Source organism: Marinobacter sp. EhC06 (genome assembly GCF_001650915.1).
Lineage (GTDB): Bacteria > Pseudomonadota > Gammaproteobacteria > Pseudomonadales > Oleiphilaceae > Marinobacter.
Window position 1 is genome coordinate 55,435 of sequence record NZ_LXYO01000037.1, and the last position, 16,496, is coordinate 71,930.

General features: G+C 56.4%; 9 protein-coding genes. 2 read left to right on the plus strand and 7 right to left on the minus strand.

Features of this window, described 5'->3' with window-relative positions; all coding sequences use genetic code 11:
• Nucleotide 1: 1 nt before the first annotated feature.
• From A8B84_RS20050 to A8B84_RS20060, 3 genes are read right to left on the minus strand one after another with little or no spacing between them, the layout of a single operon-like run.
• Nucleotides 2-2,215 (minus strand): hypothetical protein, encoded by a 2,214-nt coding sequence (locus A8B84_RS20050; RefSeq protein WP_064230253.1) that lies wholly within the window; start codon nucleotides 2,213-2,215, stop codon nucleotides 2-4.
• The gene (locus A8B84_RS20055) at nucleotides 2,212-3,798 is read right to left on the minus strand and encodes a hypothetical protein (RefSeq protein WP_064230254.1); all 1,587 of its coding nucleotides are present in this window, start codon (nucleotides 3,796-3,798) and stop codon (nucleotides 2,212-2,214) included. The genes A8B84_RS20050 and A8B84_RS20055 overlap by 4 nt, the downstream gene beginning before the upstream one ends.
• Nucleotides 3,795-5,066, minus strand: a complete 1,272-nt coding sequence (locus A8B84_RS20060; RefSeq protein ID WP_064230255.1) for a site-specific integrase — start codon at nucleotides 5,064-5,066, stop codon at nucleotides 3,795-3,797. The genes A8B84_RS20055 and A8B84_RS20060 overlap by 4 nt, the downstream gene beginning before the upstream one ends.
• 147 nt (nucleotides 5,067-5,213) lie before the next feature.
• Here A8B84_RS20060 and ettA point away from each other — a divergent pair, with 147 nt between their 5' ends.
• Together ettA and radA are read left to right on the plus strand one after the other, a co-directional pair.
• Nucleotides 5,214-6,902, plus strand: a complete 1,689-nt coding sequence (ettA, locus tag A8B84_RS20065; protein WP_064230256.1) for an energy-dependent translational throttle protein EttA — start codon at nucleotides 5,214-5,216, stop codon at nucleotides 6,900-6,902.
• Nucleotides 6,903-7,026: 124 nt separating this feature from the next.
• Nucleotides 7,027-8,403 (plus strand): DNA repair protein RadA, encoded by a 1,377-nt coding sequence (gene radA, locus A8B84_RS20070; protein WP_064230257.1) that lies wholly within the window; start codon nucleotides 7,027-7,029, stop codon nucleotides 8,401-8,403.
• A gap of 6 nt (nucleotides 8,404-8,409) precedes the next feature.
• Here the strand turns inward: radA and A8B84_RS20075 are convergent, their stop codons facing one another.
• From A8B84_RS20075 to gltB, 4 genes are all read right to left on the minus strand, one after another.
• Nucleotides 8,410-8,778, minus strand: a complete 369-nt coding sequence (locus A8B84_RS20075; RefSeq protein ID WP_064230258.1) for a PilZ domain-containing protein — start codon at nucleotides 8,776-8,778, stop codon at nucleotides 8,410-8,412.
• A 457-nt stretch (nucleotides 8,779-9,235) separates the two neighbouring features.
• Nucleotides 9,236-10,300: a uroporphyrinogen decarboxylase gene (hemE, locus tag A8B84_RS20080; protein ID WP_064230259.1), complete on the minus strand. Its 1,065-nt coding sequence runs from the start codon at nucleotides 10,298-10,300 to the stop codon at nucleotides 9,236-9,238.
• A 128-nt stretch (nucleotides 10,301-10,428) separates the two neighbouring features.
• Entirely contained in the window at nucleotides 10,429-11,847 is a 1,419-nt protein-coding gene (locus A8B84_RS20085) for an FAD-dependent oxidoreductase (protein ID WP_064230260.1), read from the minus strand.
• A gap of 73 nt (nucleotides 11,848-11,920) precedes the next feature.
• Nucleotides 11,921-16,369: a glutamate synthase large subunit gene (gene gltB, locus A8B84_RS20090; protein WP_064230261.1), complete on the minus strand. Its 4,449-nt coding sequence runs from the start codon at nucleotides 16,367-16,369 to the stop codon at nucleotides 11,921-11,923.
• Between the last annotated feature and the right edge of the window lie 127 nt (nucleotides 16,370-16,496).

Consider the following 16,496-nt stretch of genomic DNA (forward strand, 5'->3'; position numbering starts at 1 on the left):
TTTATGCCTCGATCTTAGCTAACATGGCCGACAGATCATCCAACGACGGTAACGTCTGTTGTTCAGTCTCTGCCTCGATGACTTTGGCATCGATCAGCCCTGCCATTGCTGCCGCATTGTTTGTCAGTGTCCAACCGTTGTCCACATTCCACACGATGTCGCCGTTTTCGAGTTCAGGGCTCTCCAGGGTTCGGATCAGCGCGTCACACTTATAGAGATCCATGCCCACTTTTTTAGCACACTCTGAGGCCCCAAAAATATCGCGAGACTGCGCATCAAGCGCCTTGTCGTAGCGGCGTTTAAGGTCCTCACGCTCTTCTTTGAGATTGGCGAGCTTCACATCATCACCTTTGACACAACCGAGTTTCCCGCAGGTCAAGCATGCCCCCATTTTCGGGCAGGGCTCAGCCTCAAAGTTGTGAACACAGATCCCAACGTGGCTCTGATGGATGACTCGGTCCTGTTCTGTCTCGTTTAGATCCCTCACATCACTGAGGCTCAAAGGTTTATTTGTTTTGACCTTTTCCAGCCTCTGAGCGGCATTGCTGTGCTTCGTTTTGGGGTGATAGGCCGCGACCGCTTGGGTGCGCTCCTCGATGGTCGTATGGTTGTAGACAGACCCCATCGTCGTGCGCCCGGAGAATGCGTCAATCAGTAGCTGCGACAGGCCTGCTCGATGCATCTCTGTATTCAGCTCGTGGCGAAAAGCATGCGTATTAACCTTCAAACCGAGATAGCCATAGCGCTCAAAGATACTGGAGTTGAAGCAGCCTGATCTCCCTGCCAATTGAATAGAGATGCGCGGTTGATTAGCAGCGATTTCCACGCCAAAATCTTTTTTCTCTCCAGAGCCGATCTTCGTTTCATCAGGCAGAGTTCCCGTGCGAACGGTGAAAAGCGCATCACGGTACTTCACCCGAGCTTTGCCCTCTGTATAGAGTGTGGTGTAGGGGAAATGTTTAGGCAGGTACTTTTCACGCATCAAAACATTAAGTTTGTGAAGGGTAATCACAAACCTATCGTTAAACTCAAACGCCTGACACCCTAACTTGCCCTTCACGTAGATTGCCCTTCCCCGACTGTTATCCCACCCCTCACGCACCTCCTCCAATATCGCCCGTGCGGCTGGGCTAAGCGCCTTTCGCTTCTCAAGCGGCTTCAGAAAGACTCGATTGAAAACTCCTCGCGGGTTCGAGCGTTCGTGGACTGACAATGCCAACGCTGCACAGGCTTCTGCGTAGGTAAGCGGATCATTGGCCCCCTTTTGCGGCAGACCTTCATGCGGTGGAAACTGCTCAGGATGATCTTCCAGCCAAGCCGCGTAGGCCCGCCCATCATCGGTAATCGGTTCCAGCAGCGTAATAGCACGCTCTACGACCAATTCCATCTCAGGTTTAACAACAGGTTTCAGGATTTGCTGGTTTATCTTTTCAGCGTACCAACGCAAGAACATGCGCCGATTGCCTTTAGCGTCTTCTTTGAAGACCACGCAATTATGTTCAACATCCGCCAACTCTCCAATGCGACTGGGCGCACTGAGCAAAAGAGCACACGCGGATGTCACGACAATATCCAGTGGGCTGGTCAAATCGTTATTAAAAATCTCCCCCAGGGCTTTTATCGCTTCAGGACTGGGAAGCTTATGTTTACGATCCGCTTTTTGTTGCTTAAGCGTGCCACGGGTCTTTACTTTAAGCGGAGAGGTCCACCGAAAAGCCGACTTTAGCAGTTGTTTCTCCCTCATCAGGGTGATGATCGCCTCAAGAGCCTTACTGCACCTGTATGCGGTATCGCCGTTTGTCCAGTGGTTTTTCATGTGCTCGCAGGCCCGGTTGCATACAGCTGCTGAAACCTGCGTCACATCCCGCGTACCGCTCACCTCAACCAGTGCGACCTCGAGGGCCTTTATGGGGTCGATCCACGTACGTGCCGATGTCTTTGTCAGATACACACGGCGGTACACGGTCATTGCCTTGGCGAAGTCTACGAAAGGAGGGAGCATCTCAGTGGAAGTGTTACGGGTCGATTTCCAAACCGTGAAGGCACAATTCCGAACACCATGAGAGTGCCAGCTCCTGGCTTCCCAGCGAATACTGTCGTGAACCAGGTTCGGAATACCCTTTGGAAGGGTCTCTTTTGCCCACTCAATAAACGCATTTAACTGCGCTTCAGCACTCAGGTGACTCTTCGCCTTAAAATCGACGATATTAGTCATGCGTCACCCTCCACTGAACTGGTTGATTGGCGCAGGGCCCGACAGTCGAGAATAACCTTACGACAAGCCAGAATGGCGCGATCCCAGAGCACACCTGTGGTTTTGTCCATGGCAATGGTTTGCGCCCGACGACGCTCCAGCCGTTCAAGGACGGCAGCGTGATCGGCCTCCAGAAGCGGCTGAAATTTACCGCAACCATAACAGGTAAAGGGCGCGTCCAGGTTGCAGGCTGAATCGGCACCACAAACGGCCAGATCCTCAATCTGCCGATCCACTCGATCCCCGTTCTTCGCTGAGGCACGGTCCGCCACAATGGTGCCGGTAAACGCACCCACAACCAACGCGAGATGATCACTCATCTTCGCGTCAATAAAATTCATCAACTCGGCGGAGACCGCTCGGTACTTTCGTACTGTCCGAGTATTGCTGTGCATCAGTGCTCTTGCTATCGACCACTCATCCAGCCCTGCATTGGAGAGGTCCGTGCCGAGGGTATACTTGAACCGATGACCTCGACTTATCTTAAGTGGCTGATGCGTACGATGCGAGATCGGAAAGTCAGCCATACTCTCGGCACGCTGAGCCCAAGCTCTTATCGAGCCTTCTGAAACATGAAACTCCGGTTGCGGCGCGTTTTCCAGTGCTTTTTGGTTGGGGAGATCGATCAAAACTGGTAGTCTAGATCTATAGCCGGAAGACTCTAACTTACGTCGAAAAAGGGGCACATGGTTGATAGCCTTATCCCAATTGGCGCGATCCGGATATTCCTCCCAGAGTCGGGCCAAGATAAGTGCCTTATAGGCCTGCACGGTGGTATAAAGATCCTCATCCAGGCTGAACATCTCAGCCTTTGCTCGCCAACCCGCATCGTCGTTTCGTTGCTTCGCCCAGAAGAGCCTGACCTTGTGGCCCTGATCAGTCTTGATGAAATCATCAAAAACCATCATGCGCATCTGTACGCGGCGCTGCCCATAAATCATCAGCAGTCGCAAGTAAAGGTACTGCTCGGGATCTAACTGACCATGGCAAAACTGCCCATGCATCCACTGGTGCAGTGCGTCTTGCTCCACCTGCGTAAAAGGACCTTTTTCAGGGTCCAAACTGAGAACGACATCTTTGCTGGAGTGCTTTTTCCTTGGCAGCGAGTTGTAGGCATCCATCAGGGATTGCATGGGTCTCTGTTCGACGGATTCGCAGTCCTTCCAATACTCCATGAAAGTAAAAAGACAGGCAAATTCCCCGACGTTAAAGCGTTCCCGCAGATCGATCAGGTGGTCCTCATTGAGGGGATTAAGCCCTGCCTGCGCAGACCTCGACAGCACACTGGCAACGATTTCAACAGTCCCCTGTGACACATCTGCCATCCGGTATGCCAAGGTGGCGTGTAACCAACGCTGCCATTCGGGCGAGACACAGACAATTGCAGCTTGCCAATTAACAACACCGCAACGCGCTCTATCAGGCCGCCACATCGGTTCAGACGGCGTGAAAAACTTCCCACATCTAGCGAGGCGTGGCGTGTTCAACCAAGCATCGAGAGTCTCCTGCGTTGGCGCTTGGAGTGAATCGACGGAAATACTCACTTCACAACACCTTTTCGAATTCTGTCCTCAACAGTCTGACGGACCGTCTTAAACTTATCGGAGCGCTTCTTCATCGCTTTATCTGTCTCTTCCTTCCAAAACTTCGCTCCGTAGAGACCTGGCATGCTCGATTCAGGACTCCACCCAAACATCCACGTGAGGGTCTTTTGAACTTGAGTTGTGCGATCCTCTGGAGTTAGCTGTTCAAGTTCCTGACGCATGCTTTCGAGCATCGTGCAGACCGAGTCATGCCTCAAAATATGAGGGTGGATGTGAGCCAGATCAGGCGCTACTTTTCCGACCCGGGGGAAAACGCCATCCAGCGCTTTGATACTCATAGGCTTGCCTTCATTCCGTCTATGAGACACTAGCAAAAACGGGTGCTTTCTCGCCTGCGATGAACCTTTATGGGTAATTCTGAAGCGATATTTCGCCTCATATTCATTGATCGCTTCATCTAGGTCACCGCTCATTTCCAGCATTCGCTCGTGGGTTTTGAATTGCGGTGCAACCTTGCGCGGGTCGAGGCTTTCATCTTCAAGATTGACCACCGCTAGCTGACGACTGTGCCAATGAATATCGCTGGTCTTGATCAGAAGCATCTCAGAACGGCGCAACCCCATATCGAGGCCTAGCAGCAAAATGATGTAATTACGTAGTTTAACTGCGTCATTTGCGAATGGGTTCTCGGCACTCTTAGGATTCATGATTTCTAACAATCGATCCCGCTCCTGACTTGTGAGACCTTTCATCTCATCAATTCGCGTCTTTTTCCAACCTGGACTCGCCGCTTTAATCTTGCGGTTGAATCGCCGCCGAACGTCGTCAACCGCTTCATATCGCGTGGAGTGATCACCGAGCTTGTCGTATAGGAAAATCAGGTAATCACGCACTGCTTCAAGGCGCTGTTTCGCATGGACCTTACCAACCGACTTGTATGCAGTTGGATGCAAGCGCATACCCGCATACTTCTTAGCCAAGGTTTCCTTGAGAAACCCTGCGTCTGACACAAACCGAGAAATTTCGCTGTCCGTCAGGTAGTTTGACTTAGGACGCTGTTCTAGGCGGGAAATCAAATCGATGGATGAGAAAGCGAGAAAGCCCTCGAACACGGCCAAGTGCTCAAGATACTTTTTAGTGGTTTCGAGGGCCTTGCCTGACAGTTCAAATGTTGCGTACAGATTTGGGTAGTAGAGGGGGATGAGGTCTTGCACAAGCAGCTTTCTTCGCGCAGCATTCACCACTTGCTCGATAACTTGATGACCCACATTGTACTTCCCTTAAACGTGACTTTTTTAAGCATAGTAACGAACAGGGGAATGCGCAAGAAAAACTTAACTTTTTGTTTTTCTGCTTTGAGCGCTTATCATCTCCCTCAAAGCCGCATGATAACTAACTTAAAGGCGAAACAGACTATGTCGAAAAGTGACAAAACCGGTAAAACAGGCTCTTACGTTTACACCATGAACCGCGTGGGCAAGGTGGTACCGCCCAAGCGCGAGATTCTGAAAGACATCTCACTGAGTTTCTTCCCCGGCGCCAAGATCGGCGTTCTGGGCCTCAACGGTGCCGGTAAATCCACCCTGCTCCGCATTATGGCGGGCGTAGACCAGGATTACATCGGTGAAGCCCGTCCGCAGCCCGGCATCAACGTGGGCTACCTGCCCCAGGAGCCGGAGCTGGACGAAGAGAAAACCGTCAAGGAGATCGTCGACGAGGCGGTTTCCGGCGTCCACGACGCCCTGGCCGAACTGGACCAGGTGTACGCAGCCTACGCCGAACCGGATGCTGATTTTGATGCCCTGGCCAAGAAGCAGGGCGAGCTGGAGGCCTATATCCAGGCCACCGATGGCCACGATATTGAGCGCAAGATGGAAGTTGCCGCGGACGCCCTGCGTCTTCCACCCTGGGATCAAAAAGTCAGCGTTCTTTCCGGTGGTGAACGCCGCCGGGTAGCTCTGTGCCGTCTGCTGCTGTCCGGCCCGGACATGCTGCTGCTGGACGAGCCCACCAACCATCTGGATGCCGAATCCGTGGCCTGGCTCGAGCGCTTCCTGCACGACTACGAAGGCACCGTGGTCGCCATCACCCACGACCGCTACTTCCTCGACAACGTCGCCGGCTGGATCCTGGAACTGGACCGTGGCCACGGCATTCCGTTTGAAGGCAACTACAGCCAGTGGCTGGAGAACAAGGAAAAGCGCCTGGAGATGGAGTCCAAGCAGGAGGCTTCTCACCAGAAAGCCATCAAGCAGGAACTGGAGTGGGTACGTAGCAACGCCAAGGGCCGTCAGTCCAAGAGCAAGGCCCGTCTGGCCCGCTTTGAGGAGATGAGCTCCCAGGAATTCCAGAAGCGCAACGAAACCAACGAACTCTACATTCCGCCCGGACCACGGCTGGGCAACAAGGTGATCGAGGTGGACGGCATCAGCAAGTCCTTCGGTGACCGCCTGCTGTATGAAGACGTGTCCTTCAGCGTACCGCCCGGTGCCATCGTAGGCATTATCGGCGGTAACGGTGCCGGTAAATCCACCCTGTTCAAGATGATTGCCGGTTTCGACAAGCCGGACTCCGGTGACATTACCGTCGGCGAAACCGTGGAACTGGCCTACGTGGACCAGATGCGCGACCTCGACGGCAGCAAAACCGTCTGGGAGGAACTCTCCGACGGCAACGACATCATCAAGGTTGGCAACTACGAGACGCCATCGCGGGCCTACGTTGGCCGCTTCAACTTCAAGGGCAGCGACCAGCAAAAGCGGGTTGGCGACCTGTCCGGCGGTGAGCGCAACCGCCTGCACCTGGCCAAGCTGCTGAAACAGGGCGGCAACGTGCTGCTGCTGGATGAGCCGACCAACGATCTGGACGTGGAAACCCTCCGGGCCCTGGAAGAAGCCCTGCTGAACTTCCCCGGTTCTGCCCTGGTGATCTCACACGATCGCTGGTTCCTTGACCGTGTAGCCAGCCATATTCTAGCGTTCGAGGATGATGGCGAGGTGGTGTACTTCGAGGGGAACTTCACTGAGTACGATGAGGACTTCAAGAAGCGCAAGGGTGACTCTGCTATGCAGCCCCAGCGCATGAAGTACAAGAAGCTTGCGTAAGGCCCTTTGTCGGATTACGGCCCTGCGGGCCTAATCCGACCTACAAACTACAAACGCCAGAACCAGACCGTAGGTCGGATTAGGCAAAGCCGTAATCCGACGAACAATCAGGCAACTACCCCTCATGGCAAAAACCAAAACCGCCTTTGTCTGCACCGAATGTGGTGCAGACTACTCCAAGTGGCAGGGCCAGTGCACGGCTTGCCAGGCCTGGAACACCATCAGCGAAGTCCGCGGTGTCAGCAGCAACAGCAAGGGCGCCCGCGGTGCCCGCTTTGAGGGGTTTGCCGGCAGTTTATCCGAGGTTCAAAGCCTGGACGACGTCAGCCTCGCCGAGCAGCCCCGCATCAGCTCCGGCATGCAGGAGTTCGATCGAGTCCTGGGCGGCGGACTGGTGGAAGGCTCTGCCGTGCTTATGGGAGGCCACCCGGGCGCCGGTAAGAGCACCCTTCTTCTCCAGGCCGTCTGCCATCTCGCTGCAAGCGTCCCCGCTTTATATGTGACTGGCGAGGAATCCCTGCAACAGGTCGCCATGCGCGCCAAGCGGCTGGGCCTGCCCACCAAAGACCTGAAAATGCTGTCCGAAACCAGTGTCGAACGAGTCATGCAGGTGGCCGAGGCGGAAAAACCCCGGATTCTGGTGGTAGACAGTATTCAGGTGATGCACATGGCGGATATCGAGTCCGCTCCTGGAAGCGTCTCCCAGGTGCGGGAAAGCGCAGCCTACCTGACCCGGTTTGCCAAGCAGACCGGCACCATCCTGTTCCTGGTCGGCCATGTCACCAAGGACGGCAGCCTGGCAGGCCCGAAAGTCCTGGAACACATGATTGACTGCTCGATCCTGCTGGAAGGTTCCAGCGACAGTCGTTATCGAACGCTCCGTGGCATCAAGAACCGGTTCGGTGCGGTGAATGAGCTGGGCGTGTTCGCCATGCTGGAGCAGGGCCTGAAGGAAGTGAAGAACCCCAGCGCGATCTTCCTGAACCGCGGCGAAGACGCGGCCCCGGGAAGCGTGGTGATGGTGGTCTGGGAAGGTACCCGCCCCATGTTGGTGGAAATCCAGGCTCTGGTCGATATGGCTCAGGGCGGCTACCCGAGACGGGTCGCGGTTGGCCTTGATCAGAACCGGCTGGCCATGCTCCTTGCTGTATTGCACCGCCACGGCGGCATGCACGTGTCCGATCAGGACGTGTTCGTGAACGTGGTTGGCGGCGTAAAGGTAAACGAAACCAGCGCCGACCTGGCCCTGCTGGCCGCCATCGTCTCCTCCTTCCGCGACCGCGCCCTACCCCAGGACCTGGTGATCTTCGGAGAAGTGGGCCTCTCTGGCGAAATCCGCCCGGTGCCCAGCGGCCAAGAACGCATCTATGAAGCCGCCAAGCACGGCTTTACCCGGGCCTTGGTGCCAAAATCCAATGCCCCGAGGAAGGCCATCGACGGCATGAAGGTGATTCCGGTGACCAAGCTCAGTGATGCGCTCACGGCTCTGGAAGAACTTTAGAGGGATCTAGTCGATAAGATGCGCGAACTCTCGTTCGAGCAACGCCTGGTCCCCAAGGTTGAGCTCAACGAGGCGCTTGAGGTGGGTCGCGCTGTCGAGGTCAATGTACTGGCATTTAAAACCCAGCCTGTGGGGCTCCACGTGTCGAAGCTCGACGGCCATAACGATTCCCACCTCATGGTCGTTCAGGTGGATAATCACCTCACAGGGCTGCTTTAACGGCACCTGCCACCCCTCCGGCCGCCTGACCAGAACACCTTTCAGCGAAATATCCAGCACCTCCGTCGTCCAGACGGACTCCTGACAGTGGAGTTCGCAAGGCGCATCGAATTCGATCCGATGGAACCGGCGCTTTTCTGGGGTCTTTGTGGGCAAGTGGTTACTCCTGTTTACCGGTCTTGTTTTACCTGACTATAGACCGGACAGGAGATTGCATCCAGAGTAGATTTTGAGTGGGACTAAGGTTGTCGGATTACGGCACGCGCTGCGCACCTAATCCGACCTACGGGATTGACTATGGTCCGGACAGTTTAATGCATCCCGGGGATCTTGAGCCCAGCAAGGGCCGTGGAATAGGCAGACATATCTCCGATGTGAGAGCGAGGCTGTTGTGGGGCCCTTTCCAAAAATGTCGGAGGCCATGGACGGCCGGAGACAAGCCCACAGGGGTGAGGCCGAGCGTTTATGAAGCGAAGCTTCATGCGACAGCCGAACGACTGCAATCTATGATTGCAGGCTGGACCCCGGAGGGGTGCTCGTAGCGGTTTTTGGAAAGGGCCCTACAACAGACTCAGACTCCAGGCTCGAAGGCTAGGAACGAAGCCCCAGCCCCTCAGCGATGATACTCTGGGCTCAGTTCAACCACGGCCTCAATGAACGCCTTGGCATGCTCAGGATCCACATCCGGCGTAATGCCGTGACCAAGGTTGAAGATATGGCCGGGGCCGGAACCGAAGCGCCTCAGGATATCGGCCACTTCCTGGCGAATCCGCTCAGGCGGTGCATACAGCATTGCCGGATCCATGTTGCCCTGAAGGGCCACTCGATCACCAATGCGGGCCCGGGCATTACCTATATCGGTCGTCCAGTCCAGACCAACCGCATCTGCACCGGAATCGGCAATGGATTCCAGCCACTGACCGCCATTCTTGGTAAACAGGATCACCGGCACCCGGCGACCGTCGCTCTCGCGAATCAGACCGTCAACGATCTTCTTCATGTAGCGGAGCGAGAACTCTTCGTAAGCCCAACTGCTCAAAACGCCGCCCCAGGTATCGAAAATCTGTACAGCCTGGGCACCCGCCTTGATCTGGCTGTTGAGGTAATCAATGACCGCATCCGCAAGATGGTCCAACAGGCGATGCATAACCTCCGGCTGACCGTACATGAGCTTCTTGGCCTCCCGGAAATCCTTGGAAGAGCCACCTTCAATCATGTAAGTCGCCAGGGTCCAGGGGCTGCCGGAGAAACCGATCAGGGGAACGCTACCGTTCAGGGCTCCGCGGATGGTGGAAACCGCATTCATAACGTAGTCCAGATCCATCTCGGCGTTGATCTTCGGCAGGGCCGCGACATCGGCTTCGGAGCGGATCGTATTCCGGAATTTCGGGCCTTCGCCGGTTTCGAAGTACAGGCCGAGACCCAGAGCGTCCGGAATCGTCAGGATATCTGAAAACAGGATTGCGGCGTCCAGTGGGAAACGCTCCAGAGGCTGCAGCGTTACCTCGCAGGCCAACGGCGTGTTCTTGCACAGGCTGAGAAAGTCGCCGGCTTTTGCCCTGGTCGCACGGTACTCCGGCAGGTATCGCCCTGCCTGTCGCATCATCCAAACCGGTGTGCGGTCCACGGGCTGGCGCATCAGGGCGCGCAGGAAACGATCATTTTTCAGCTCTGTCATAGGAAATCCAGCGTGTTCTGTACAAAAGGGCAAATTTGGATGGGGAGCCATAATACCCGGTTTGCGGGAATAAAAAAGGGCGGCTTTCCCTTAGGAAACCGCCCTTCTGATCAGGATCAATCCCGCGATCAGATATCGAGGTAATCCATGATACCTTCGGCAGCCTGACGGCCTTCCCAGATAGCGGTTACGACCAGATCCGAACCGCGGACCATGTCACCGCCTGCGAAGATTTTCTCGTTGCTGGTCTGGAACATGAACTCGGACTCTTCCGGCGCGGTTACCCGGCCCGAATCGTCTGTATTCACCTTCAGTTCATCAAACCAGTCGGCCGGGCTCGGACGGAAGCCAAAGGCCACCAGAACCGCGTCGGCAGGAATGACTTCCTCACTGCCCGGAACCACTTCCGGACGGCGACGGCCATTTTCATCAGGATCACCCAGTCGGGTCTGAACCACTTTCACACCTTCAACCCTGTCTTCGCCGATGATGGCAATGGGCTGACGGTTGAAGAGGAACTTGACGCCCTCTTCCTTGGCGTTGGCCACTTCACGACGGGACCCAGGCATATTGGCCTCATCCCGGCGGTAGGCACAGGTGACGCTCTCGGCCTGCTGACGGATCGACGTGCGGTTACAGTCCATGGCCGTGTCACCACCACCCAGGACAACAACCCGCTTGCCTTTCATGTCAATGAAGTCCGCTTCGTCTTTCTCGAAGCCAAGGCGGCGGTTGACGTTGGAAACCAGGAACGGCAGCGCGTCGTAAACGCCCGGCAGGTTCTCGCCCGGGAAACCGCCCTTCATGTAGGTGTAGGTGCCCATGCCCATGAAAACGGCATCGTACTCGTCAATGATCTCCTTCAGCTGAACGTCCTTGCCCACCTCGGTAGACAGGCGGAATTCCACGCCCATCTCCTCGAACACCTTGCGGCGGCGGGTCATAACGGATTTTTCCAGCTTGAACTCGGGAATGCCGAACGTCAGCAGACCGCCGATTTCCGGATAGATATCGAATACCACCGGCTTGACGCCATTGCGAACCAGAACGTCCGCGCACCCCAGACCCGCAGGGCCGGCGCCGATAACCGCAACCTTCTTGTCTGTCCACTTCACCGCGGACATATCCGGCTTCCAACCAAGGGCAAAAGCGGTGTCGGTAATGTACTTTTCGACAGACCCGATGGTGACCGCACCATAGCCGTCGTTCAGCGTACAGGCACCCTCGCACAGGCGATCCTGCGGACATACGCGACCACAAACCTCAGGTAGGGAGTTGGTCTGATGACACAACTCGACGGCCCGCATGATATTGCCTTCGGAAACCAGCTTGAGCCAGTTCGGGATGTAGTTGTGAACCGGGCACTTCCACTCGCAATAGGGATTACCACATTCAAGACAGCGGTGGGACTGGGATGCCGCGCTATCTGCCGTGAAAGGGTGGTAGATTTCACCAAACTCTTTTTTCCGCTTCTTGGCCGGGACCTTCTTCGGGTCAACCCGTCCTACTTCAACAAACTGGAAGTCGTTACTCAGTCGTTCTTTCATCAGGATGCTCTCATCAACTCAATTTCGACAAGGGCCGCAGCCAGGCTGCACACCCCAAAACCCTCTCAGCTTCTTATTCCGGACGCGCCCGGGTGCTGGCCAGTAGGCTGCGCAGGTTCGCCGCCTTGGGTTTCACCAGCCAGAAACGGCCAATGTAGTCGTCGAAATTCTCAAGAATGTGCTCAGCCCACTCGCTGCCGGTTTCCGAGATATGCTCACGGATCACACCCCGCAGGTGATTACGGTAGGACTCCATATCTTCACTGGAAATCCGCTGAATCTCGACCAGCTCGTGGTTGTACTTGTCCACGAAGGTGTTGTTGAGATCCATCACATAGGCAAAGCCACCGGTCATACCAGCACCGAAATTGTGCCCGGTAGAGCCAAGAACGGTCACCAGACCGCCGGTCATATACTCGCAACAGTGATCACCAGCGCCTTCCACAACCGCATGGGCGCCAGAGTTACGAACGGCAAAGCGCTCACCAGCGGTTCCTGCCGCAAAGAGCTTGCCTCCAGTTGCCCCGTACAGGCAGGTGTTGCCGACAATAGAGGTTTCCTGGCTCTTGAAGACACTGCCCCGGGGAGGCTTGACCACCAGCTTGCCACCGGTCATGCCCTTACCGACGTAGTCGTTGGCATCGCCCTCGAGGATCAGGTTGAGGCCACCCACGTTCCAGACACCGAAGCTCTGGCCGGCGGTGCCGGTAAGGTCCAGGGTAATGGGCGCATCGACCATGCCCTGGTTCCCATGCAGCTGGGCGATTTCGCCAGACAGACGCGCGCCAATGGAGCGGTCGCAATTGGTTACCCGGTAGGACCAGGCGCCACCACTCTTTTCCTTGATGGCTGCAGCGGTATCCTGAACCATCTGTTCCGCCAGCTTGCCCTCGTCGAACGGATGGTTCCGCTCCACCTGACAGGTCTGAGGCTTGTCCGCCGGAATATGGTCATTGGACAACAGGCGACTGAGATCCAGCTTCTTCTGGCGCTCGGTATCGCCCGGCAGACGTTCCAGCAGATCAACGCGACCGACCAGTTCCTCCAGGCTGCGCACGCCCAGCTTCGCCATCCACTCGCGGGTTTCCTCAGCCACGAAACGGAAGAAATTCATGGCCATTTCCACCGTGCCCTTGAAGTGCTCTTCACGGAGGTGATCGTTCTGGGTAGCCACACCGGTCGCGCAGTTGTTCAGGTGGCAGATTCGGAGGTATTTGCAGCCCAGCGCCACCATGGGCGTGGTGCCGAAGCCAAAGCTCTCGGCACCCAGGATCGCGCCTTTCACCACATCCAGACCGGTCTTGATGCCGCCATCGGTCTGCAGACGGATCTTGCCCCGCAGATCGTTGGCCCGCAGGGCCTGCTGGGTTTCCGTCAGCCCCAGCTCCCAGGGGGAGCCAGCGTAGCGGATGGACGTCAGCGGGCTTGCTGCGGTGCCGCCATCGTAACCTGAAACGGTGATCAGGTCGGCGTAGGCCTTGGCCACACCCGCCGCAATCGTACCGACACCTGGTTCGGAGACCAGCTTCACTGACACCAGGGCCTGGGGATTGACCTGTTTGAGGTCAAAAATCAGCTGAGCCAGATCCTCAATAGAATAGATATCGTGGTGCGGTGGCGGTGAAATCAGTGTTACACCGGGCACCGAATAGCGCAGGCGGGCGATCAGATCGTTGACCTTGCCCCCCGGCAACTGGCCACCCTCGCCGGGCTTGGCGCCCTGGGCCACCTTGATCTGCATGACATCAGCACTACGCAGGTATTCGGCAGTGACGCCGAAACGCCCGGAAGCCACCTGCTTGATTTTGGAGCGCTTTTCGGTGCCATAGCGGGCCGGATCTTCACCGCCCTCGCCGGAGTTCGAGCGACCACCCAGAGTGTTCATAGCGACTGCCAGGGCCTCGTGAGCCTCTGGAGACAGCGCACCCAGGGACATGGCCGCAGAATCAAAGCGCGGGAAAATGTTCTCTGCCGGCTCAACCTCGGAAAGGTCAATCGGCTTGAGGTCTTTCCGGAAGCCCAGGAGATCCCGCAGGGTTGCTACCGGACGTTCATTGACCAGACCGGCATATTCTTTGTAGTGACCATAGTCGCCACTGGTTACCGCTTCCTGCAGTTTGCCGACGACATCCGGATTAAAGGCATGATATTCCTGACCGTGGACATACTTCAGCAGACCACCCTGGACAATCGGCTTGCGCGGCTTCCAGGCTGCAGAGGCCAGTTGCTCCTGGTCGTGCTGGAAATCGTAGAAGCCAGCACCCTGGATCCTGCTCGGCACACCCTTGAAGCACAGGTCAACGACATCGTCAGCCAGACCGATCGCCTCGAAAAGCTGGGCGCCCCGGTAGGAGGTGATGGTCGAGATACCCATCTTGGAGAGGATCTTCAGCAGCCCTTTGTTGATGCCCTTCCGATAGTTGTTCTTGGCGTCAATCGGATCCATCAGCAGTTCGCCGGTGCGAATCAGATCATTCAGCACCTGGTAGGCAAGATACGGATACACCGCCGTCGCACCAAAACCGAAAAGCACAGCGAAATGGTGGGGATCCCGGGCCCAACCGGTTTCAACAATGATATTGGAATCGCAGCGCAGCCCCTTCTGGACCAGGTGATGGTGAACCGCACCGGTAGCCATCAGGGCGTTGACCGGCAGTTCACCTTCTTTCAGATCTTTATCGGTGAGGATCAGCAGTACCTTGCCATCACGGACGGCCTGCTCCGCTTCGTCACATACCTGACGAAGCGCCTGCTCCAGCCCCTGCTCTGGACGGTAGCTCATGGAGATACGAGCCACCTCGAATCCGGGACGTTCGTTGTTGGCGATCTTCAGGAACTTGGCCGGAGACAGTACGGGCGTAGTCAGAATTATGCGATCTGCGTGATCGGCAGTTTCCTCGAACACGTTGCGCTCAGCCCCCAGACAGGTCTCCAGGGACATGACAATCGACTCACGCAAAGGATCGATGGCCGGATTGGTCACCTGGGCGAACTTCTGGCGGAAGTAGTCAGCAACGTGGCGGACCTTGCTTGAAAGCACGGCCATCGGGGTATCGTCACCCATGGAGCCAACGGCTTCCTGGCCGTTTTCCGCCAGCGGGCGCAACACCTGGTCACGCTCCTCGAAGGAGACCATGAACATCTTCTGATGCACCAGAAGTTCGTCGGAGTCCATCAGCCTGAAATCCGGGGTATCCTGGTTCAGCGTGGTTTCCACGCGCAGCGCGTTCTCACGCAACCAGCGCTTGTACGGCTGGGCGGTCTTCAGCCGCTGATCGATGTCCTTGGTGTGCAGGACTTCACCGGATTCAGTGTCGATTGCCAGCATCTGACCTGGCCCGACACGGCCCTTGGCAACCACGTCGTCAGGCTGGTACCCGTAGGTACCAATCTCTGATGCCAGAGTAATAAAGTCATCCTTGGTGATGACCCAGCGAGCCGGGCGCAGGCCGTTCCGATCCAGCATGCACACAGCATAGCGGCCGTCCGACATGACCAGCCCAGCGGGGCCATCCCAGGGCTCCATATGCATGGAGTTGTACTCGTAAAACGCTCGCAGCTCCGAGTCCATACTGTCGACATTCTGCCAGGCCGGCGGAATCATCATGCGAACGGCACGGAAAAGATCTACACCTCCGGCAAGCAGCACTTCCAGCATGTTGTCCATACTCGAGGAGTCGGAACCGGTGAGATTCACCAGCGGCTGCAGGGTCTGCAAATCCGGTAGTTCCGGAGAGCTGAACTTGGCGGCTCGGGCGATGGCCCAGTTGCGGTTGCCGTCAATGGTGTTGATCTCACCGTTATGGGCCAGATACCGGAACGGCTGGGCCAGCGGCCACCGGGGCATGGTGTTGGTCGAGAACCGCTGATGGAATACACAGATAGCGGTCTCAAGATCCGGGTCACCCAGATCCTTGTAGAAATTGGCCAGATCCGCCGGCATCATCAGGCCCTTATAGGCCAGAGTGCGGTGCGACAGGCTACAAATATAGAATTCCGGATCGTCGGCCATATCGCTTTCGGCGTGCCGGCGACCGACGAACAGACTGATCGCAAAGTCACGCTCTTCCTTGCCATCAGGCACCACAAACACCTGTTCAATTCGGGGCAGGCAATCCAGCGCCATAGGGCCCAGGCAACTGTCATCCACCGGTACTTCACGCCAGCCGAGGATTTCCAGACCCTGTTCGGTTAGCCTTTTTTCAATAGCCGCGCGACCGGCGGCAGCCTTGTTCTCGTCGGGGTTAAGAAACACCTGGCCCACGGCAAAGAGGTCGCCTGGCTCCTTGCCAAAGGCTGCCTTGGCGGCCTTTTTCAGGAAGCCATCCGGGCTCTGGATCAGCAGGCCACAACCATCGCCGGTCTTGCCGTCTGCAGCGATACCACCTCGGTGGGTCATGCAGGTCAGAGACTCGATGGCAGTTTGCAACAACTTATGGCTGGCCTCGCCCTTCATGTGGGCAATCAGACCGAATCCACAGTTGTCCCTGAATTCATCGGGATGATACAAACCTGTCATCATAAGCGTTCTCTCACGTAGAAATGCTTTTCAATCAAAGAGTTAATTGGCGCGCGGCCATACAACCACCCTTTGACACTGAAAATGGGGGCTGGCTATTTTACACACGTAGAAATACGTACTCAAATCG